A 17,128-nucleotide genomic window follows, 5' to 3' on the forward strand; every position below is an offset into this window, starting at 1 on the left:
ACCATCCTTAGGGAAGCGAGTCCATCCATGCCGTTCGGCACCAAGGCTGAGTCCACCAAGCCTGCTTCAGCGGCGGCAACCGCCGCGGGAACGGCGGCGGGCACGGCCGTTCCGGGCGCGGTCAAGGAACAGCGGGTCACCAAGCAGCGCTTGGCAGTCAGTGCCGCGCTGGACCAACTCGACGACTTTGTCAGCACCCAGGAGCTCTACCGCATCCTGCAGAACCAGGGTGTCTCGGTGTCCCTCGCCACCGCCTACCGGATCCTGCAGTCCCTCGCCGACGAAGGCCTGGTTGACGTCCTGCGTAACGGCGACGGTGAGGCGGTCTACCGCCGCTGCGCCGTCACGGGCCACCACCACCATCTGCTCTGCCGGAACTGCGGAAAAGCGGTGGAAGTGGAAGCGCCGGCCGTGGAAACATGGGCCGCCCGGACCGCCAGCGAACACGGCTACACCGAGGTGGCGCACACCGTAGAGATCTTCGGCCTCTGCCCGGAGTGCACCGCGCGCAAAGCAGCCGGGACCCTCTAAGTCACTGCGGCTGCAGCACCCGCCCGTTAATCCCGCGGGAAGCACGGACGGAACCGATAATCCGGCACACCACATAGATCAGGAACGAGAGCGTGGTGACGTAGGGACTGATGGGGATGCGGCCGCCCAGCGCCAGCAGGATGCCGCCCACGGTCGCCGTAATGGCAAAGGCTACGCTGAGCACCACCACTGCCACCGGTGACGAGGTCACCCGGAGGGCTGCCGCAGCCGGTGTGATGAGGAGCGCGAGCACCAGGAGTGCGCCCACCACCTGGATGGACAGGGCCACGCTGATGCCCAGCAGGACCATAAACACGATGCCCAGGGTCCGGACCGGAACGCCGCGGGCCTCAGCCAGTTCGGGATCCACACTCGCGAAGTTCAACGGCCGCCAAATGGCCGCCAGGACCAGCATCACCACTACGGCAGTCCCGGCCAGCGCCTGGAGCTGAACGGTATCCACCGAAACAATCTGGCCGGTCAGCAGCCCGAACTTGTTGGCGGCACGGCCCTCATACAGGGACAGGAACAGGATCCCGAGGCCCAGCCCGAAGGGCATGATCACCCCGATGATCGAATTCTTGTCCCTGGCCCTGACTCCCATGAGAGCCAGCAGCAGCGCAGCAGCCACCGAGCCGATGAGAGAACCGAAAACAATGTCCGCGCCAATCAGCAGGGCGAAGGCCGCGCCGGCGAAGGACAGTTCCGAAATGCCATGCACAGCGAACGCCAGGTCACGCTTCATCACGAAGGTGCCCACCAGGCCGCCGAGCAGTCCCAGCACGGCACCGGCCCAGATGGAGTTCTGGACCAGGACCAGCAATTCGCCGTAGTTCTCGAAACTGAAGATCGCGCCGATGATGCTGTCGGCGTCCATCAGGCCACCTCCCCGGCGAGGGCATGTGCCTCGGTGTGATGGTGGGTGGTGGCGTCCGGCAGGCCAACCACCACGATGCGCCCGTTGGCATGGATGACCTCAACGTGGCTGCCGTACAGGTCGGAGAGGACCTCGGTGGTCATCACTTCCTGGGGCGTGCCCACCTTGAAGCGGCCGCCGGCCAGGTACAGGATCCGGTCTACGTACTCGATGATGGGGTTGATCTCGTGGGTGACAAAAACCACCGCGCTGTTTTGCTCGTGGCATTGTTTGTTGATCAGCGCACTGACGGCCTGCTGGTGATGCAGGTCCAAGGAGAGCAGTGGCTCGTCGCAGAGCAGGACTTTGGGGTCTGTTGCCAGTGCCTGGGCTACCCGTAGCCGCTGCTGTTCGCCGCCGGAGAGCTGGCCCACCGGGACCTTGGCATAGTCTGCAGCGCCCACCTGCTCCAGCAGCTCGTCAATCCTGCGGTTGGCCCTGGCCGACGACAGTCGAAGTCCCCAGCGGTGACCATCCACGCCGAGGCCCACCAGGTCCCTTGCCCGCATGGGCGTGTCGAGAGCGAACGATTTCTGCTGCGGGATGTAGCCGATCAGGCTGCTGCCGCGCTCCACCGGGTGTCCGCCGAGCGTGGCCTTGCCCCGGTGCAGGTTCTGCAGGCCCAGCAGTACTTTGAGGAAGCTGGTTTTACCGCTTCCGTTGGGGCCCAGCACGGCGAAGAACTCGCCGGGCATGATCTCCAGGTCCAGGTCCTCCCACAGCTTCCGCTGACCGAAGGCGAGGGACGCCCCGGCGAGGCTGACCACGGGTTTCAACTATTTGTCTCCAGAATTTTGCTGACGTTGTTCACATTGTCCGTCATCCACTGCAGGTAGGTCTTTCCTTCGGGCAGTGTTTCACTGAAATCGACCACCGGCACGCCGGCAGAATCGGCTGCCCTCTTTAGCGCTTCAGTCTGCGGACCTTCGGTCTGCCCGTTGTAGGCGAGGAACCGGACGGACTTGGAGGCCACCAGGTCGGTTGCGGCCTTGAGCACGGCCGGCGGTACGTCCGAGCCCTCCTCAATCGCAGCAGTGTAGCCCTCGGGTGTGGCGTTCTCCAGCCCGGCATCGGCCAGCAGGTAGAGCGGGACCGGCTCGGTGACGGCGACGGTGTCCCCGGCTGCTTCCGACTTCAGTGCGGTCAGCTTTCCGGCCAGTCCGTCCAGTTCTGACTTGAAGGTGCCGGCATTTGCCGTGAAAGTGGCGGCGGAGGCAGGATCCAGCCCGCCGAGGCGTTCGGCAAGGTCGTCAGCGAGCCGGCCCATGGCGTCCAGGCTGTACCAGACGTGCTCATTGAACCCGCCGTGGTCGTGTGCGTGGTCATCGGCTTCAGCGGATCCGGCAGGTGTCGCTTCACCCGTGGCTTCGTCCTCGGGGTGCGCCATGCCGGAGAGTTCGACGGCGTTCAGCACGTTGTGTGCGTCAATGCTGCTGTCCTCCACCAGGGTGTGGAGGAAATCGTCGTAGCCTCCGCCGTTCTCGATCACCAGGTCAGCTTTGGAGACTGCCAGCCGGTCCTGGGCGGTGGCCTCGTAGGAGTGCGGGTCCTGGCTGGTCTTGTTGATGATGGCGGTGACGCTGACTTTATCGCCGCCCACCGTCTTGGCAATGTCCCCGTAGACGTTGGTGGTAGCCACCACGTTGATCCCGTCAGCTGTTTTCCCGGCAGATGCCTCAGGCTGCGGGCTGCAGGCGCTGAGCAGCAGGCCAAGCCCGGCGAAGACGGCAAGGGACGTTCGGGCGGCGGCGGAACGGCGCACGGAAAACCTCGGTTCAGTGGTGGATCGGAGAGGACCATTCAAGCTTATACCTAAATAGGAATGATTCCTATTTAGGTATAAGCGAAACGCTAGGCCCCGTTGGGCTGGCCCAACCGTCGGACACCCCTGGCCTGGGTGGCGTCACGGATCTCACCCACCAGCTGCTCGATCACGTCCTCAAGGAAAAGGACGCCCTTGGTGTTACCGTCCGGACCGATCACCCGGGCCAGGTGCGAACCTGTACGCTGCATCACCGACATCGCCTGTTCGATTTCGTCGTCCAGGGCGAGGTTGGCCAGGGACCTGATCCGGCTCTCGGCGATGGGCCGCTCATAAGCTTCCTCGGGAATGGACAGCACGTCCTTCACGTGAAGGTAGCCGTAGAGCATGTCGTCCTCGTCGAGCATCGGGAAGCGGGAGAATCCGGTGCGGCTCACTGCCTTCTCGAACTCGACCGGCGTGGTGGCCGCCCTCAGCATGACCAGTTTGTCGAGGGGCACCATGATGTCCGCCGCGTTGTACTCGGAAAATTCGAGCGCACCGGTAATCAGCCCCGCCTCGTCATCCACCAGGCCGTGCCGCGTGGACTCCTGCACGATCGATTGCACTTCCTCCAGGGTGAAGGAGGAGTTCACCTCATCCTTGGGCTCAATCCGGAGCAGCCTGAGGATGCGGTTCGCCGACCAGTTGAGGATGGAAATCACGGGATTGACCAACCGGGCAACGAACATCAGCGGCGGGGCGAGGAACAGGGCGGCCTTGTCGGCCACGGACACCGAGATGTTCTTCGGCACCATTTCCCCGAAGGTGACGTGCAGGAACGTCACCAGCATCAGCGCCACGGCGAACGCCGCCACGTCAGCGACCTCCATGGGCACGCCAAGGGCGCCCAGCGGCACTGCCAGCAGGTGGTGGATGGCCGGCTCTGCCACGAGCAGGATCAGCAGCGAACAGACCGTGATGCCCAGCTGGGCGCAGGCCAGCATCAGGGAAACGTTCTCCATGGCGCGCAACGTGGTCTGGGCCCGCTTGGAACCGGCCTCGGCCAGCGGTTCGATCTGGCTGCGGCGGGCCGACATCACGGCGAACTCGGCGCCAACAAAAAAGGCGTTGGCGAACAGGAGGACAACCAGCCACAGAATCCCGGCCCAGTCGCTCATCATTCCGTCCTGTCGTGGTTGGTGCGGCCGCGGCCGATCCTGCCCTCATCGGTTTCCCCGTCAGGAGTTCTCCCTGCAGTGTCCCCGGTCCGGGGTTCGGGCCTGGCCGGGCGGAAGCAGATCCGGTCGATCCGCCGGCCGTCCATCCTGGTGACGCTCAGTGTTCCGCCTTCCACGGGGACGGTGTCCCCGACTGACGCGATCCGGCCAAGCTTGCTCATCACATAGCCGCCCACAGTCTCGTAGGCTGCCTCGTCCGGGACGGTCAGGCCGGGAATCTGCTCGGACAGTTCGTCCGGACGGAGCAGGCCGGGAAAGTACCAGTCGCCGGATGCGCTCTGCAACAGGCCCGGGCGCACCTTGTCGTGCTCGTCAGACACCTCGCCCACGATTTCCTCCACGAGGTCCTCAAGGGTTGCGATCCCGGCGGTTCCGCCGTATTCGTCGAGCACCACCGCAAGCTGCAGGTTGCCTTCGCGCAGTTCAGCCAGCAGGGCATCCAGGTGGATGGTTTCCGGGACACGGAGGACCTCGGTCATGATGGCGCCGGCTTCGAGGTTTTGCCGGCGGTCCCATGGCACAGCCACGGCCTTCTTCACATGGACCAGGCCCCGGATGTCATCGGCGGATTCACCGATGACAGGAAATCGTGAGTACCCGGTGCGGCGCGCGGCGTCCACAATGTCGGACACTGGCTGGCCCGCCTCGATGGTTTCCACCCGGATCCTGGGAGTCATCACATCGGCCGCCGTACGGGTGGAGAAATTCAGCGTGCGCGCCACGAAGTTGGCGGTACCGGCATCGAGCGTTCCCATGGCCGCTGAGCGCCGTACCAACGATGCGAGCTCGGCAGGGGTCCGTGCACCGGAAATCTCTTCCTTCGCTTCGAGACCAAAAACGTGCAGGACTTTGTTGGAGAAGCCGTTCAGGACCACGATGGCAGGCTTGAACACCGCCGTGAACATCAACTGAGGCCCGGCCAGGGCGCGGCCCACCGGGAAGGACAGGGCGATGGCCATATTCTTGGGCACCAGTTCGCCCAGGAGCATGGAGAGCAGAGTGGCGAGCACCATCGCCAGGACAAGGGAGATGGACGCCACGGCAACGTCAGGAAGTCCGACGGCGGCCAGCGGGGCTTCCAGGAGCCTGCCCACCGAAGGCTCCATCACGTAACCGGTCAACAAGGTGGTGAGGGTAATGCCCAGCTGGCAGCTGGAAAGCTGCGTTGAGAGCGACTTGAGGCATCTCAGCAAAGGGATGGCGCCGTCGTCGCCGTCGTCAATGGCTCTTTGGACGGTGGCCTGGTCAAGGGCAATCAGGGAAAACTCGACCGCGACAAAGAAGCCCGTGCCTGCGATCAGCAGCAAGCCGGCTGCGAGGAGAAGCCACTCCATTCAGCATCCCGCCTGTACGGCCATGGCCGAGGGCATCAGTTTGGTGGTAGAAGAGCGGCGCGGGCGGTACCGGTCCGGCGGAGGGTGGTCAGCGGAGGCCGACGCAGCTTCCTTTGCAGCTCCTGCCGGCATTGCCGGCGAGTGGTGATGGGCGCGCGTTCGGGGTTTGCCGGCACTGCGGGTGGACTGTGCGGCGCTGCTTACGCCCCGCTGACAGCCCCCAGGCCGGCACCTGGATTTACTGTCCATAAGAATTTCAGTCTACAGGAGCAGGCTTCCTCCCCCGTGCTCACTTGTTCGGCCGCGAGGCCCGACAGGCCGGGGCAGCCGAACAAGGAAAGCAACCGTCCCGCGGCCGCCATATTCAGCTCATTTCGCGTCTCATCATGATTTGGGTCACCCTTATTGGCAGTTACCACAAGATGCTCACTAGACTGGCAATGGTCTGGGTTCAGAGGACGCAGAAACCGGTTGAAACGTAGTGTTGAAGCACCGTGGGCCGGAGAGAAATCAAACTCATGGAAGAGGCGTATTTCAAGTGCCAGAGCAGCCTAGCCACCGTCTACCAGAGGAATTTGGCGGAAACGAGTGGCTCGTTGACGAACTGTACGAGCAGTACCAAAAGGACAAGAACGCTGTCGATGCCAAGTGGTGGCCGCTGTTTGAATCCTTCGGCTCGGGCAGCAGTTCTTCTTCCAACGGAAATTCGGCGCAAGCCACAGCCCACCCCGCAACTAGGGAAATTCCGGTCGTGAACACGGCTCCCGCAGCACCGGCAGCGCCGCCGGCTGCAGCCCCGCCTGCTCCGTCCGCACCGCCCGCCGCAGCTCCGGCACCTGCCGCATCCGCACCGGCGCCGGTCACGAAAGCCCCCGCCACGGTGGCTCGGGACGGCGCAAAGAAGACTGAACCTGGCACCGGTTCGCAGCCCATCCCGGCCCAGCTCCCCAAAAACGTCAAGGCCCCCACGGCTCCGGAAGAGGACGTTGTGTCGGTCCTGCGCGGACCGGCCAAGGCCATTGCCACCAACATGGTCACCAGCCTTGAGGTGCCCACCGCCACCAGCGTCCGGGCCATCCCGGCCAAGCTGCTGATCGACAACCGCGTTGTCATCAACTCCAACCTGGCCCGCGCCCGCGGCGGCAAGGTCTCCTTCACGCACCTGATCGGCTACGCCGTCATCCGTGCGCTGTCCCAGTTCCCCTCCATGAACGTGTACTACGACGAGGTGGACGGCAAGCCCTCCGCAGTCCAGCCGGCACACGTCAACTTCGGCATCGCTATCGACATGCCCAAGCCCGACGGAACCCGCCTGCTGATGGTTCCGAACATCAAGAAGGCCGAAACCCTTAACTTCTCCGAGTTCTGGCACACCTACGAGGACCTCATCAAGCGCGCCCGCAACGGCAAGCTGACGGCCGACGACCACCAGGGCACCACCGTCTCCCTGACCAACCCGGGCGGCATCGGCACCGTGCACTCTGTGCCCCGCCTTTCCAAGGGCCAGGCAGCGATCATCGGCGTCGGCGCCCTTGACTACCCGGCCGAATTCCAGGGCGCCAGCGAGAAGATCATCGCCCAGAACGCCATCAGCAAGGTCCTGACCCTGACCTCCACCTACGATCACCGCGTGATCCAGGGTGCCGGCAGCGGCGAGTTCCTCAAGCTCGTCCACCAGCTGCTGCTGGGTGCGCAGAACTTCTACGACGAGATCTTCGAGTCCCTCCGGATCCCGTACGAGCCCGTCCGCTGGAGCGCGGACAAGCAGGTTGACCCGGCCGACGAGATCAACAAGGTAGCCCGGATCCAGCAGCTGATCCACTCCTACCGCGTCCGCGGCCACCTGATGGCGGACACCGATCCGCTGGAGTACGTCCAGCGCAAGCACCCGGACCTCGACGTCCTCACCTACGGCCTCACCCTGTGGGACCTGGACCGCGAGTGGCCCACCGGCGGCTTCGGCGGCAAGCCGATGCTCAAGTTCCGCGACATCCTGGGTGTCCTGCGCGACGCCTACTGCCGCACCACGGGCATCGAGTACATGCACATCCAGGAGCCTGCCGAGCGCAAGTGGTTCCAGGACCAGCTCGAGCACCCGTACTCGAAGCCCAGCCGCGAAGAGCAGCTGCGGATCGTCTCCAAGCTGAACGCTGCCGAGGCCTTTGAGACCTTCCTCCAGACCAAGTTCGTGGGCCAGAAGCGCTTTTCGCTTGAAGGCGGCGAGTCCCTCATTCCGCTGCTGGATGCCATCATGTCCGACGCCGCCGACGACGGCCTGGACGAGGTAGCCATCGGAATGGCCCACCGTGGCCGCCTGAACGTGCTGACCAACATCGCCGGCAAGACCTACGCTCAGGTGTTCCGGGAATTCGAGGGCACCCAGGACCCGCGTTCGGTCCAGGGTTCCGGTGACGTGAAGTACCACCTGGGCACCGAGGGCACGTTCACCTCGGACAATGGCAAGGAGACCAAGGTCTACCTGGCCGCCAACCCCTCACACCTTGAAGCGGTGGACCCCGTCCTCGAGGGCATCGTCCGCGCCAAGCAGGACCGCCTTGACCAGGGCGAGTCCTTCCCGGTCCTCCCCATCGTGGTCCACGGTGACGCCGCATTCGCCGGCCAGGGTGTGGTTGCCGAGACCCTCAACCTGTCCCAACTGCGTGGCTACCGCACCGGTGGAACCATCCACATCGTGGTCAACAACCAGGTGGGCTTCACCACGGCGCCGTCTTCGTCCCGCTCGTCCACGTACTCCACGGACGTTGCCAAGATGATCCAGGCACCGGTGTTCCACGTGAACGGTGACGACCCCGAGGCCGTAGTCCGGATCGGCCAGCTCGCCTACGAGTTCCGCCAGCGGTTCCACAAGGACGTCGTCATCGACATGGTCTGCTACCGCCGCCGCGGGCACAACGAGGGCGATGACCCCTCGATGACCCAGCCGCTGATGTACAACCTGATCGAAGCCAAGCGTTCGGTGCGCAAGCTCTACACCGAGTCGCTCATCGGCCGCGGCGACATCACCGAGGAAGAAGCCGAGCAGCTGCTCCGCGACTACCAGGAGCGGCTGGAGCGCGTCTTCGCTGAGACCCATGCAGCCCAGACCTCACCGATTCCGATCATCACCGCGGATTCGGCAGCAGTGTCCGACATTGAGCGCCCCATCGCCCAACAGTCCGATTCCGGCACGAACGCACCGGTTTCCACGGCCATCTCCGCTGACACGCTGGCCCGGATCGGCAAGGCGCACGTTGAGATCCCCGAAGGCTTCACAGTCCACGCCAAGCTCAAGCAGCTGCTGGAGAAGCGCGAGCAGATGTCCCGTGAAGGCGGCATCGACTGGGGCTTCGGCGAGATCGCGGCCTTCGGCTCGCTGATCATGGAAGGCGTCCCCGTCCGCCTCGCGGGCCAGGACTCGCGCCGGGGCACGTTCGTGCAGCGCCACGCAGTCTTCCACGACCGCGCCAACGGCAAGGAATGGCTGCCCCTGGGCAACCTCTCCGAAAACCAGGCCAAGCTGTGGATCTACGACTCCCTGCTGTCCGAATACGCGGCCATGGGCTTCGAATACGGCTACTCCGTGGAACGCCCGGACGCCCTGGTCCTCTGGGAGGCCCAGTTCGGCGACTTCGTCAACGGTGCCCAGACCATCATCGATGAGTTCATCTCCTCCGCCGAGCAGAAGTGGGGCCAGCGTTCATCGCTGGTGCTGATGCTCCCGCACGGCTACGAGGGCCAGGGCCCGGACCACTCCTCCGCAAGGATCGAGCGATTCCTGCAGCTGTGTGCCGAAGAGAACATCATCGTGGCCAACCCCACCACGGCGGCCTCGCACTTCCACCTGCTGCGCCGCCAGGCGTACAGCCGGCCCCGGAAGCCGTTGATCATCTTCACGCCCAAGCAGCTGCTGCGCCTCAAGGCCGCTGCGTCGTCCGTCGAGGACTTCACCAACGGCACCTTCCGCCCGGTCATCGGTGACCATGAGCAGCTGGCAGCAGACGCGGTCGAGCGCGTGCTGCTGGTCTCCGGCCGCCTGTACTACGACCTTCTGTCCACCCGGCAGAAGACCGATGACAAGACCACGGCGATCGTCCGGGTGGAGCAGCTTTACCCGCTGCCGCATGCAGAGATCGCAGCGGAACTGGCCAAGTACCCGAACGCCGAGGTTGTCTGGGCGCAGGACGAGCCTGCCAACCAGGGACCGTGGCCGTTCATGGGCCTGAACCTTCCGGATGCGCTTGGCCGCAGGGTCCGCCTCGTGTCGCGCCCGGCCTCGGCCTCCACGGCTGCGGGTTCCATGAAGCGCCACGCCGCGGAGCAGGATGCCCTGCTGAAGCAGGCATTTGCACGGTAGGAACCAGTAAGGCTGCCCGGCCGGACGTCGAAATACCAGACTCCGGCCGGGCAGTTCTGTTTAATGGGAAGAACAGCGCCTGCCCGGTCAGGGAAACAACCCCGGGTGGCGGCCGGCAGGCACCGAAGTAAAGAGGAACGTGTGGAAGACAGGAAGCTGCGCATCGCAGCTGTAGGAGACGAACTGCTGGCCGGACTGGGTGACCCCCGCGCGCTTGGCTGGCTGGGCCGCGTACTGGCCCGCACTCCCCAGGACGGGATGGTCCTGGAAAGCTACGCACTCCCCTGTCCGCAGGAAGGGACGGAAGGCCTGGCTGCCCGCTGGCTGGGCGAGGCCGGCCGCAGGTTCAGTGATCAGGCCGAGAACCGCCTGGTGATCGGGCTCTCCGGCCGCGACATCGAATTCGGGCTTTCCACGGCACGCAGCCGGCTCAACCTGGCCAACATCCTCGATTCCGCCTCGCAGAACCGGCTGGAGGTGTTTGTTGTTGGGCCGCCGCCAACCCTGGACCCGGCTCAGAACCGTCGGCTTGATGAGTTGAACACCGCCTTCGCCGACGTCACTACGCGCCGCAAGCACCTCTACGTGGACACCTTTTCCCCGCTCCTGAACCACGAGCAGTGGCGCCAGGACCTCGCCGCCAACGGGGGAACCCCGGGGCAGGCCGGGTACGGACTGATGGCTTGGCTGGTACTCCACCGCGGCTGGTTCCAGTGGTTGGGGATGGCAGTTCCGGAATAGGGGCTTTTCGCGATATATCTTGAAGTCCGTCCGCAGCCGGAGTAGGTTGGGACAAACACGATATATCGTCTTTGGAGGAACCATGGCTGATCAGAGCTGGACTGTCGCCGGCGCACAGACCATCGACGTCGAGTCTGTCTCGTCGCTGAAACTGGGAATTGTGCGCGGCCGGTTCGATGTCGTAGCCCATGAGGAGCCCTTCACCCGGATCGAGATTTCCGAGGTGCAGGGTGATCCCGTGGCAGTTTCGCTGGAAGACGGCCGGCTGGAAGTCCGGCACCAGCTGCACGGGCCGCAGGGCTGGTTCAAGAACCTGATGGGAACGGTCAACCACAACAGCGAGAACTATTCCGTCATCAGCATCGCCCTTCCTGCCACCGTTGATGTCGAAGCCGGCACGGTCAGCGGCGACGGCCTCGTGTCAGGCATGGCCGCCCGCACGCGCCTGAACACCGTCTCCGGTTCCGTGATGGCCGACAGCACCGACGGCGAACTGTTCGTCAGTACGGTCAGCGGCGAGGTCAGCGCCCGGCACCACAGCGGCGTCCTCACCGCCAAGACTGTCTCCGGCGAAGTAACGGCCTCCGGCCACCTCAGTCACATCCGGGCCAACACGGTCAGCGGCGACATGAATTTCGACCTGCTCGGTTTCACCCAGGATTTCGGCGCGAATTCCGTGTCCGGAGACCTGACCATCAGGATCCCGTACGACGTCGGAGTGGATATCGTGGCCAAGTCGGCCAGCGGGGCAGTAGTGATCGGCAACCAGCACTACCATGTGGCGGGCGGGAAGGTGGAGACCATCGCCGGACCGGACGCGAAGCTGATGCTGGTCAGGACCAACTCGGTGTCCGGCAAGACCTCTATCCTCCACGGCGCGCCGCCCGAGGGCGTGAATGGGAATCCCACCGGGTCTTCGGAAGAACGGCGCTGATGCCCGCTGTTTTCGCCCACGGCGCCCTGCGGCTTTACCTTCTTGCCCTGCTGGAGTCCGGGCCCAAGCACGGCTACGAACTGATTAAGGCGCTCAAGGAGCGGTTCGGCGGCACCTACTCCCCCAGCGCCGGTACCATCTACCCGCGGCTGGGGAAACTCGAGGAGGAGGGGCTGGTGGCCACCGAAGCCTTCGGCCGCCGCACCAACTACCGCATCACCCCCGCCGGCCTGGCAGAACTGAACCTTCGCCGTGAGGAACTTGCAGCGGTGGAACAGGAAATCTCCGCTTCCGTCCGCCGGCTGGCAGACAACCTCCGGGAAGACATCCGCAGCAACATGCGCGGGCTCCGTGCTGACCTTGCGGCCACCGCTGAGGCTGCCCGGGCCGGTGCAGCGTCAGCAGCCTTTACAGCCCTCAAAGGCGGGGCAGCAGCGGAGGGCAAAGGGACCCTCAAGGAAGCCGAGCTCATGCTCCAGGCGTTCCGGGATGACCTGCGTGCTGAACTCCGGCTACAGGCAGGCAAGCAGCCACTGAGTCCGGTGGCCCTGGAAACAGTCAGGACCGTGCTGGAGCAGGCCGGTATCGCCATCCGCAATTCGCTCCGCGATTAGGCCCGGACCGGGGTCCTCCGCCGGCAGCGGTCGAACCGCAGGTCATGCGGCGGTTGCCGGTTCGCGGGGCGCCTGATGATGTGGGAGACTTGAGGGCAGCTCTTTTGAGTACAACATTAAGGAGGCCAGCTATGAGCAAGCGTGCACGCAAGCGTCGTGACCGTAAGCGTGGCGGCGCGAACCACGGGAAGCGCCCCAACACCTAGGCAAATGCCAGGTACAGCGGTTAAAGCGAAGGACCCCGGAAGCCATTGTGGCATCCGGGGTCCTTTGTGTTTAATCCTTCGGTTCGCGGCCCGCGCGACCGGTGCTGCCGATGTGAAGCGCTATGCATCCACCGGACGGATCGAGTGGATCCGGTCCAGGATGGCATTCTTCAGGTTCTCCGGAGCAGCTTCGGTACAGGAACGCTTGACCATGTTGCGGATCACGCACTCAAGGTCGTACTGCTCCGTGCATTCCGGGCACTCATCAAGGTGGGTCTTGATTTCCGTAATGTCCTCACGGGTCAGCGCGCCGTCAAGGTACTCGTAGATGCGTTGCATCCGGGTATCGTCGCAGTCGCCCAATCCCTGGCAGTCGCTCATTTCCTGTTCTCCTGTTGTGTGCTTTCCGCCGCGGCCGGTGTGTCTGCGGCTGTTTTGAACCCTCGCTCGGCGGCGTATTCCGCGAGCATGTCCCGCAACATTCTCCGGCCGCGGTGAAGCCGGGACATCACTGTGCCGATGGGGGTGTTCATGATGTCTGAAATTTCCTTGTACGCGAACCCCTCAACATCCGCGAAGTACACCGCGAGGCGGAATTCTTCGGGGATAGCCTGAAGGGCGCGCTTGACGTCGGAATCCGGAAGGTGATCCAGCGCCTCTGCCTCAGCGGAACGCAGCCCGCTGGAGGTGTGTGATTCAGCCCGCGCCAACTGCCAGTCCTCGATGGTGTCCGAGTTGGACTGGAGGGGTTCGCGCTGCCGTTTGCGGTACAGATTGATGTAGGTGTTCGTCAAGATCCGGTACAGCCAGGCCTTGAGGTTGGTTCCGGGCTTGTACTGGTGGAACGCGGAGAAGGCCTTGGTGTAGGCCTCCTGGACGAGGTCTTCAGCGTCTGCCGGGTTCCGGGCCATACGCATGGCTGCCGAATACAGCTGGTCGACATACTGCATCGCATCGCGTTCGAACCTGGCGCGGCGCTCCTCCGCGGATTCCGTGGAAACGTTGACCGCTTCCTCGGCTGATTCCGCGGGCTGCACGGAGTCTTCCGTTGGCTCTGCCGGCTCGGGCCGGTTACCGGCGCTGCTCTTGGTTTCGCGTTGCGAAGCCTCATACATGGCCGAAACGGCCGGATCCAGGGTGCTCATTGCCTTCAAGTCTACTGTCAGGCTTTGTGGGCGCGGCGACCCGTACTCGGGGGGTTCGGTCCCCAACGAGTCCATGGCTACCGGGCCTGCTGCATCGATTCCGTCCAACACCCGCCTCAAGGGCCAACTCCGCTCTGCTGTCCGGTGGTTTGTCTTGTGGGCCCGGCTTAGCAGGGTCCAGCATCCATAACCCCGGCTTTCGGGCAAATATTCCCTAAAAGTGCAAGACTAGAACGGACTCCGCCGCACCCGACGCGGTTCGTCCACCCAGGAGGAAATCCATGTCCTTTGTCCGCACGCTCGCACGGCCCATGCTGGCTTCCAGTTTTGTTCTTGCCGGACTGGATAAGCTCAAGAACGCTGACGATACCGCGCAACAGCTCTCGCCCCTGTTGAGCAAGGCCGCATCCGCGCTGCCGTTCCAGACAGACGTGAAGACTCTGGCCCGGATTATCGGCGGCACGCAGGTGGGCGCCGGCGTCCTGTTCGGGCTGGGGAAGTTTTCCCGTCTTTCCGCCACCGTCCTGACCGTGGTTTCGCTGCTCAACACGTTTGTTGAGTGGCGCAGCGCAGACATCAGCAGCAAGGAAGGCCGCGGGAACCGCCGCAGCCAGCTGTTGAAGAACCTGTCCTTGAGCGGCGGGGCACTGCTTGCCTCCGTGGACACAGCAGGCAGGCCTGGACTGGCCTGGCGGGCCGAGCACCTGGCGGCCGACGCGAGGAAGGGCGCCGCGCACCTCGCCGCGGATGCCCGCAAGACCACCAACAAGAAGCTGCACAAGGCCGACAAGGTTGTCCGCCGCGCCGTCGAACACGCCACGGGGGCATAAGCAGGACATGACCGCACCAGCCGCCGCCCGGGACAACGCCGGAGCGTCCTTCCCCCACTGGCCTGCCCCTTTCGCCTCCCGCCCTGTGGATGCCACCGTCACCGTGCCGGGTTCGAAGTCGTTGACCAACCGGTATCTGGTGCTCGCGGCACTTGCCGACGGGCCGTCGCGACTGCGCGCACCGCTGCATTCCAGGGACTCCGCGCTGATGATCGAGGCGCTCCGCCAGCTTGGCGCCACTATCACCGAGGTGCCCGGCGACGGCGCCTTCGGGCCTGACCTTGAGGTCCTTCCGCTCACGGCCGGCGGGGCACCCACCGCCGCTAAAATCGACTGCGGGCTCGCCGGAACCGTGATGCGGTTCGTGCCGCCGCTGGCCGCGCTGCGGAACGGCACCAGCCTGTTCGACGGCGACCCGCACGCCCGGAAGCGTCCGATGGGAACCATCATCGAGGCGCTGAAGGCCCTGGGCGTGGCAGTTTCCGCGGAAGATGGCGGCACGCCGTCGTCCTTGCCGTTTGTGGTAGAAGGCTCCGGCAACGTCCGTGGCGGCCACCTGGTCATCGACGCCAGTGCCTCATCACAGTTTGTGTCCGCCCTCCTGCTGGTGGGTGCCCGGTTCACCGAGGGCCTGCACCTGGAGCATGTGGGCAAACCCGTGCCAAGCCTGGACCACATCAACATGACCGTTGCCGTTCTTCGCGGCGCCGGCGTGCTGGTGGATGACTCGGTCCCCGACCACTGGGTGGTTTCGCCCGGGCCCATCCGCGCCTTCGACCAGCGGATCGAGCAGGACCTGTCCAACGCCGGGCCTTTCCTTGCCGCTGCCCTGGCTTCCGGCGGAACCGTCAGGATTCCTGGCTGGCCCGAGCACACCCAGCAGGTAGGGGATCTGTGGCGCACCATCCTGGCCGACATGGGTGCAGAGGTCAGCCTTCGCGACGGCGTCCTCACCGTTACGGGCGGGCCGGAGATCAAGGGGGCTGATTTTGCGGACACCAGCGAACTGGCTCCCACGGTCGCAGCGCTCTGCGCCCTGGCCACCGGCCCATCCCGGCTCACCGGCATCGCGCACCTGCGAGGGCATGAGACGGACCGGCTGGCTGCCCTGGTCACCGAGATCAACCGCCTTGGCGGGGACGCCGAGGAGACCAGCGACGGCCTGGTGATCCGGCCCGCAAGGTTGCACCCCGGCGTCGTCCACAGCTATGCGGACCACCGGATGGCAACCGCCGGAGCCATCCTTGGCCTGGCTGTGGAAGGGGTCCAGGTGGAAGACATCGGGACCACCGCCAAGACCATGCCGGACTTTCCCCGGCTGTGGGCCGACATGCTGGCCCAGGCGGGCGCCTCCGGCGCCGGGGCGAAAGGTTCAACCGGTGGCGCGGAGCACTGACTCCTGGGACGAGTCGGATGTCCGCATCCGGCCCAGCAAGAAGGGATCCAGGCCCCGCACCAAGGACCGGCCAAGCCACGACGACGCCGTCACCGGCCGGATCGTCACCGTTGACCGCGGCCGGTACACGGCAGTAGTGGGCGAGGACTCGGGCAAGGAGCGCGTTGTCATCGCCGCCCGGGCGCGCGAGCTGCGCCGGAACCCCGTGGTGGCCGGCGACTTTGTTTCGCTCGTGGGCGACGTGTCCGGCGAGCCGGACACCCTGGCGCGGCTGGTGAAAATCCAGGACAGGAAAACGCTGCTCAGGCGCAGCGCCGACGACACCGATCCTGTGGAACGGGCGGTGGTGGCCAACGCCGACCAGCTGGTCATTGTGGTTGCTGCCGCCAACCCCGAACCGCGCACCGGTTTCATTGACCGCGCCCTCGTGGCTGCGTACGACGCCGGCATCGAGCCGATCCTGCTCGTCACCAAGGCGGACGTCAAGGACCCCGCGGAGCTGTTGTCCAACTACACGCACCTGGACTTCCCCGTGATCATCAGCCGGACGGCGGACTCGGCGGCTTCGGGCATTGATGCCCGCTCCGACGACGGATTGTCGGCCCGGCTGGACAGCAGGGCGGTAGCGGAACTGCGCGGCCACCTGGACGGAAAAGTCACCGTGATGCTCGGGCATTCGGGCGTGGGCAAGTCAACCATGGTGAACGCGCTGACCGGGGCCGAGCGTGCCACCGGCGGCGTCAACGCGGTGACGGGACGGGGCCGCCACACGTCGTCGTCTGCCCTGGCGCTGAGGCTGGCGGACGCACCGTCCGGCAGCTGGATCATCGACACTCCCGGCATCCGCTCATTCGGCCTGGCCCACGTGGACCCGGACCGGATCCTGCGGTCCTTCCCGGACCTCTCCCCCGGCATCGAAGACTGTGAACGGGGCTGCAAGCACACCGCCACGGCCGTTAACTGCGGCCTGGACGCGTGGGTGGCGGGCGGCCATGCCGGAGCCACCGGAGAAGCCCGGCTGGCCTCCCTGCGGCGGCTCCTCGGCACCGATCCCCGTATGGAGGCCCAGGAGGCCAAGGAGCTTGGCAGCGTTAACTGACAAGGCCGATCTCCCAGCAGAACCGCAGGCAGACGGTAGTTTGGAA

The 17,128-nt window shown here is 65.0% G+C and carries 16 protein-coding genes; 9 read left to right on the forward strand and 7 right to left on the reverse strand.

Features of this window, described 5'->3' with window-relative positions:
- The first annotated feature begins 27 nt into the window (after positions 1-27).
- The gene (locus BACI348_RS13335) at positions 28-531 is read left to right on the forward strand and encodes a Fur family transcriptional regulator (protein WP_159830093.1); all 504 of its coding nucleotides are present in this window, start codon (positions 28-30) and stop codon (positions 529-531) included.
- Between the two features lies 1 nt (position 532).
- On the opposite strand, the gene BACI348_RS13340 is transcribed toward BACI348_RS13335, so the two are convergent.
- The 5 genes from BACI348_RS13340 to BACI348_RS13360 form a co-directional block, all read right to left on the reverse strand.
- Positions 533-1,408, reverse strand: a complete 876-nt coding sequence (locus BACI348_RS13340) for a metal ABC transporter permease (protein WP_159826506.1) — start codon at positions 1,406-1,408, stop codon at positions 533-535.
- Positions 1,408-2,223 carry a metal ABC transporter ATP-binding protein gene (locus tag BACI348_RS13345; RefSeq protein WP_159826507.1) on the reverse strand — a complete coding sequence of 272 codons (816 nt, stop codon included), beginning with the start codon at positions 2,221-2,223 and terminating at the stop codon, positions 1,408-1,410. Before BACI348_RS13345 ends, BACI348_RS13340 begins: the two co-directional genes overlap by 1 nt.
- Positions 2,220-3,209: a metal ABC transporter solute-binding protein, Zn/Mn family gene (locus tag BACI348_RS13350; protein ID WP_159826508.1), complete on the reverse strand. Its 990-nt coding sequence runs from the start codon at positions 3,207-3,209 to the stop codon at positions 2,220-2,222. Before BACI348_RS13350 ends, BACI348_RS13345 begins: the two co-directional genes overlap by 4 nt.
- Before the next feature lie 89 nt (positions 3,210-3,298).
- Positions 3,299-4,369, reverse strand: a complete 1,071-nt coding sequence (locus tag BACI348_RS13355) for a hemolysin family protein (protein ID WP_159826514.1) — start codon at positions 4,367-4,369, stop codon at positions 3,299-3,301.
- The gene (locus tag BACI348_RS13360; protein WP_159826526.1) at positions 4,369-5,763 is read right to left on the reverse strand and encodes a hemolysin family protein; all 1,395 of its coding nucleotides are present in this window, start codon (positions 5,761-5,763) and stop codon (positions 4,369-4,371) included. The genes BACI348_RS13355 and BACI348_RS13360 overlap by 1 nt, the downstream gene beginning before the upstream one ends.
- A 538-nt stretch (positions 5,764-6,301) precedes the next feature.
- Here BACI348_RS13360 and BACI348_RS13365 point away from each other — a divergent pair.
- The 5 genes from BACI348_RS13365 (at position 6,302) to BACI348_RS21115 (ending at position 12,612) form a co-directional block, all read left to right on the forward strand.
- The gene (locus BACI348_RS13365) at positions 6,302-10,117 is read left to right on the forward strand and encodes a multifunctional oxoglutarate decarboxylase/oxoglutarate dehydrogenase thiamine pyrophosphate-binding subunit/dihydrolipoyllysine-residue succinyltransferase subunit (protein ID WP_159826529.1); all 3,816 of its coding nucleotides are present in this window, start codon (positions 6,302-6,304) and stop codon (positions 10,115-10,117) included.
- 141 nt (positions 10,118-10,258) lie between these two features.
- Positions 10,259-10,858 (forward strand): GDSL-type esterase/lipase family protein, encoded by a 600-nt coding sequence (locus BACI348_RS13370; RefSeq protein ID WP_159826531.1) that lies wholly within the window; start codon positions 10,259-10,261, stop codon positions 10,856-10,858.
- An 82-nt stretch (positions 10,859-10,940) separates the two neighbouring features.
- Entirely contained in the window at positions 10,941-11,792 is an 852-nt protein-coding gene (locus BACI348_RS13375; RefSeq protein ID WP_159826533.1) for a DUF4097 family beta strand repeat-containing protein, read from the forward strand.
- A complete protein-coding gene (locus tag BACI348_RS13380; protein WP_159826535.1) occupies positions 11,792-12,406 on the forward strand; it encodes a PadR family transcriptional regulator in 615 nt (204 codons plus the stop codon). The genes BACI348_RS13375 and BACI348_RS13380 overlap by 1 nt, the downstream gene beginning before the upstream one ends.
- Before the next feature lie 131 nt (positions 12,407-12,537).
- Entirely contained in the window at positions 12,538-12,612 is a 75-nt protein-coding gene (locus BACI348_RS21115; RefSeq protein ID WP_369299106.1) for a 50S ribosomal protein bL37, read from the forward strand.
- A 120-nt stretch (positions 12,613-12,732) separates the two neighbouring features.
- Here the strand turns inward: BACI348_RS21115 and rsrA are convergent, their stop codons facing one another.
- Together rsrA and BACI348_RS13390 are read right to left on the reverse strand one after the other, a co-directional pair.
- Positions 12,733-12,993, reverse strand: a complete 261-nt coding sequence (rsrA, locus tag BACI348_RS13385) for a mycothiol system anti-sigma-R factor (protein ID WP_050054586.1) — start codon at positions 12,991-12,993, stop codon at positions 12,733-12,735.
- Complete coding sequence (locus BACI348_RS13390; RefSeq protein ID WP_201298426.1) at positions 12,990-13,757, reverse strand: sigma-70 family RNA polymerase sigma factor; 768 nt, start codon at positions 13,755-13,757, stop codon at positions 12,990-12,992. The genes rsrA and BACI348_RS13390 overlap by 4 nt, the downstream gene beginning before the upstream one ends.
- Positions 13,758-14,038: 281 nt before the next feature.
- On the opposite strand from BACI348_RS13390, the gene BACI348_RS13395 reads away from it, so the two are divergent.
- Genes BACI348_RS13395 through rsgA form a run of 3 tightly spaced genes read left to right on the forward strand, consistent with a single transcriptional unit; the run spans position 14,039 to position 17,082 of the window.
- The gene (locus BACI348_RS13395; RefSeq protein ID WP_159826537.1) at positions 14,039-14,587 is read left to right on the forward strand and encodes a DoxX family protein; all 549 of its coding nucleotides are present in this window, start codon (positions 14,039-14,041) and stop codon (positions 14,585-14,587) included.
- 7 nt (positions 14,588-14,594) lie between these two features.
- Positions 14,595-15,983, forward strand: coding sequence for a 3-phosphoshikimate 1-carboxyvinyltransferase (aroA, locus tag BACI348_RS13400; protein WP_159826539.1), 1,389 nt, complete (start codon positions 14,595-14,597; stop codon positions 15,981-15,983).
- Complete coding sequence (gene rsgA / locus BACI348_RS13405; RefSeq protein ID WP_159826541.1) at positions 15,967-17,082, forward strand: ribosome small subunit-dependent GTPase A; 1,116 nt, start codon at positions 15,967-15,969, stop codon at positions 17,080-17,082. Before aroA ends, rsgA begins: the two co-directional genes overlap by 17 nt.
- Positions 17,083-17,128: the final 46 nt, after the last annotated feature.

The sequence above is a fragment of the Arthrobacter sp. 9AX genome (genome assembly GCF_902506095.1).
In the GTDB taxonomy this organism is placed as follows: domain Bacteria; phylum Actinomycetota; class Actinomycetes; order Actinomycetales; family Micrococcaceae; genus Arthrobacter.